The organism is Rickettsia asembonensis (genome assembly GCF_000828125.2).
GTDB classification, from domain to species: domain Bacteria; phylum Pseudomonadota; class Alphaproteobacteria; order Rickettsiales; family Rickettsiaceae; genus Rickettsia; species Rickettsia asembonensis.
Genome location: NZ_JWSW01000026.1, coordinates 1 through 2086 on the forward strand (window position 1 = coordinate 1; position 2086 = coordinate 2086).

The following is a 2086-nucleotide window of genomic DNA, read 5'->3' on the forward strand; positions in this document are numbered from 1 at the left end:
TTATCTCTCAACACTTCCTTAATGGGAAAATACGAGAGCTTAAACCTCCATTTAATACCGCCTATAATTTTTATTGTTTTATGTGCGTGGTCAACTTTAACGGCATAAACGTGACCGATCCAGTAAGATAAAGGTTTAGAGAAAAGCGTATAACGCCATAAGGGTGCATCATAAAAATCTTGTTCTAAAGTATAAAATGGGTAATTGAGTTTTATATCACCGTCTATAAACTCTCGTAATTCATTATCCGAGCAATCAGTACGAACTATATGAAGCCAAGCATTATGCTCATCGCCAGTTTTAATATGAATAGCCGGAAAAGTCGGGCTAACACAGTTTTTTTCAGCATTTGGGATATAGGAAATATCGAATGCTACTCCCATAGAATTAACCTGTATGCTTTTATAAGCATTCTTATATAAACAATTTCCTATATCATTAGCTACTTCATTATTTACTTCGGGATTATGCCAATGCAAAGCAAAATTTACTCCGTATAAAATAAGTAAAAATATACTAAGCAAAACTGTTAATTTGAGAATGTTTTTAGGGTTTAACACAATTTCTGACCGTTAGGTACTTTATGATCAGCTTTAACTAAGCATATATCGTTATTGTTATCCGGAAAACCTACTAATAAGAATTGAGATAAGAAGCCCGCTATATTTTTCTCACCTAAATTTACGCAGTCGACAATGGACTTACCTATTAAGATTTCAGGTGTGTAATGTTTTGTTATTTGTGCTGAAGTTTGTAGTATTCCGATTTCTTTCCCAAAATCAGCCCAAACTTTAAAAGCCGGTTTTTTAGCTCTTGGAAACTCTTCTACTTTGGTGATTGTACCGGAACGTAACTCCACTTGTTCAAATTCTTCATATGTTATAATTTTCATATTTTTATTATCTTTTTTTAGTTATCTCTTTTGCTTCTTTCCAAAGTTTCAGCATAAATTCTACGGATTGTCCTTGTAGATTCGGCAAATTATGATTTTCAGTAAGCATTTTTATTGCTTTCATACGTTTCTCAAATTTCTCATTTATTTTGCTAAGTGTTTCCTCAACATCAAACCCTGAAAAAATACACAACGAAATTGCCGTATGGAGCAAATCCCCTATTTCTTCCTGCACTCTTTCCGGCGGCTCGACATCGTCAATAGCTTCTTTTATCTCTCTGCACTCATCTATAGCCTGCTCTAAAATCATCTCATGATTCGGCCAATCAAAGCCATAGCCCCGTGCATCTTTCTCAAACAAAATTAAATTTTGTAGAGGATTCTTAGATTCTATTGTCATAATTTCTTTCCCATAGCTGTATCATCCGGCAAGCTTTCATACCCATCAGGATCGTTAAACGGCATTTCCATATAACCATTTTTTCTATAAAATTCTAATGCTGCAGGCGAAGATTCGGCATGAAGAGTTTTATAATTTTTAGATTTAAGCCATTCCTCACAAAGCTCTAAGAATTTACTACCGAAATTATTATTTCTCTTAAGCTCATCAATGACAATAATACGCATCGCTGCTCTTTCATCAGGCTATAGCTGAGTATGAGAATAACCTATTATTTCTGTGCCATGAGATAAAACTAAATGTATATGCTCCGGATGGTTAAATGTCCAAGTGTAAGGATCTTCAGTATTATTAGGACCAAAAAAATATTTTTGACGGAAATGCTTTGCAGCTTCCCACTCTGCTTCATTATTACATTTAAGCATTCTTAATGTTGAGTTCATAAAATATATTTGTTTAATAATTAACCATAATATATATTGAAGTTAAAATTTAAAATAATTTTATGAAAATATTTAATAGTTATCGTGATTCAATTTTTATCAAAGATCATGTTAAATCAAAGCATATTATAGCAGGCGATTATTCTTATTATTCAGGTTATTATCACGGCACTACATTTGATGATTGCGTTATGTACTTAGACGCAGAGGATAATCGTTATAAGTCCGATGAAATTGATAAGCTTATTATCGGTAAATTTTGTTCAATTGCTACCGGCGTTAAATTTATGATGGGTGGAATGCAAGGACATAATTATAATTGGATAGCATCTTGTAAGTGTTGAGAGATAA

6 protein-coding genes are annotated in these 2086 nt (G+C 32.9%); 1 reads left to right on the plus strand and 5 read right to left on the minus strand.

The genetic code is table 11. The annotated features are described in order from the left end of the window. From SB78_RS10840 to SB78_RS10080, 5 genes are all read right to left on the minus strand, one after another. The coding region (locus SB78_RS10840) for a hypothetical protein (RefSeq protein WP_241773724.1) at window positions 1-524 on the minus strand (524 nt) is incomplete at its 3' end. Window positions 525-553: 29 nt separating this feature from the next. Next, window positions 554-892, minus strand: a complete 339-nt coding sequence (locus SB78_RS03875) for a tRNA-binding protein (RefSeq protein WP_041078817.1) — start codon at window positions 890-892, stop codon at window positions 554-556. Between the two features lie 7 nt (window positions 893-899). Continuing rightward, complete coding sequence (locus SB78_RS03880) at window positions 900-1202, minus strand: MazG nucleotide pyrophosphohydrolase domain-containing protein (protein WP_199402759.1); 303 nt, start codon at window positions 1200-1202, stop codon at window positions 900-902. Between the two features lie 86 nt (window positions 1203-1288). Beyond that, window positions 1289-1519: a GNAT family N-acetyltransferase gene (locus tag SB78_RS10075; protein WP_052458485.1), complete on the minus strand. Its 231-nt coding sequence runs from the start codon at window positions 1517-1519 to the stop codon at window positions 1289-1291. 18 nt (window positions 1520-1537) lie between these two features. After that, entirely contained in the window at window positions 1538-1735 is a 198-nt protein-coding gene (locus tag SB78_RS10080) for a hypothetical protein (RefSeq protein WP_199402751.1), read from the minus strand. 62 nt (window positions 1736-1797) lie between these two features. On the opposite strand from SB78_RS10080, the gene SB78_RS03895 reads away from it, so the two are divergent. After that, the gene (locus SB78_RS03895; protein WP_081420940.1) at window positions 1798-2079 is read left to right on the plus strand and encodes an LbetaH domain-containing protein; all 282 of its coding nucleotides are present in this window, start codon (window positions 1798-1800) and stop codon (window positions 2077-2079) included. The last annotated feature ends 7 nt before the right edge of the window (window positions 2080-2086 follow it).